The sequence below is a fragment of the Actinoplanes sp. DH11 genome (assembly GCF_020873875.1).
In the GTDB taxonomy this organism is placed as follows: Bacteria; Actinomycetota; Actinomycetes; order Mycobacteriales; family Micromonosporaceae; genus Actinoplanes.
This window is the reverse complement of sequence record NZ_JAHWGU010000132.1, coordinates 1-464: the sequence shown is the minus strand read 5'-3', so window position 1 is coordinate 464 and position 464 is coordinate 1. Positions and strand designations below refer to the sequence as shown.

At 34.5% G+C, this 464-nt stretch carries 1 protein-coding gene; it reads right to left on the bottom strand.

The window, feature by feature from the left end:
* The coding region (locus tag LPA41_RS41060) for an ApaLI family restriction endonuclease (protein ID WP_229076903.1) at nt 1-198 on the bottom strand (198 nt) is incomplete at its 3' end.
* Between the last annotated feature and the right edge of the window lie 266 nt (nt 199-464).

Genomic DNA, 464 nt, shown 5'->3' with positions numbered 1-464 from the left:
ATATTTGTAAAGAAAAAGTCCTTTATTTTGATAAATATATATTAATTCGCCTTCCTCAACTGTGACTTTTAACACTTGATAAAGCAAATAGTGAGATTTGTCATCATTTTTCATGTCTTCCACTCGTTTTTGCACTTGTTGATTAAGTTTATCTGCGTAAGTTTCCGCTAAATTAGCTATCATTTGTTCAATAGACATAATATTTTCTCCCCTTCCATGTCAACCAATCCAACTAATTTATAATTGTACTATATATTCGGACACGATTAAACCCGTGGTGCTAGTTGAGCGCTAAAGCTCAACTAGCAATGTTAAGTCTACTCGCGTTGAGTAGGCTTTTGTTGTGCATAAAAAAGAAGGCGGATCACTCCGCCTTTTTGCATGGATTTACGCACTGGAGATAATTTTGCACAAATTTTGCACAACACAAAAGAATGTGTCGCTCAAACATTGAAATATCAATG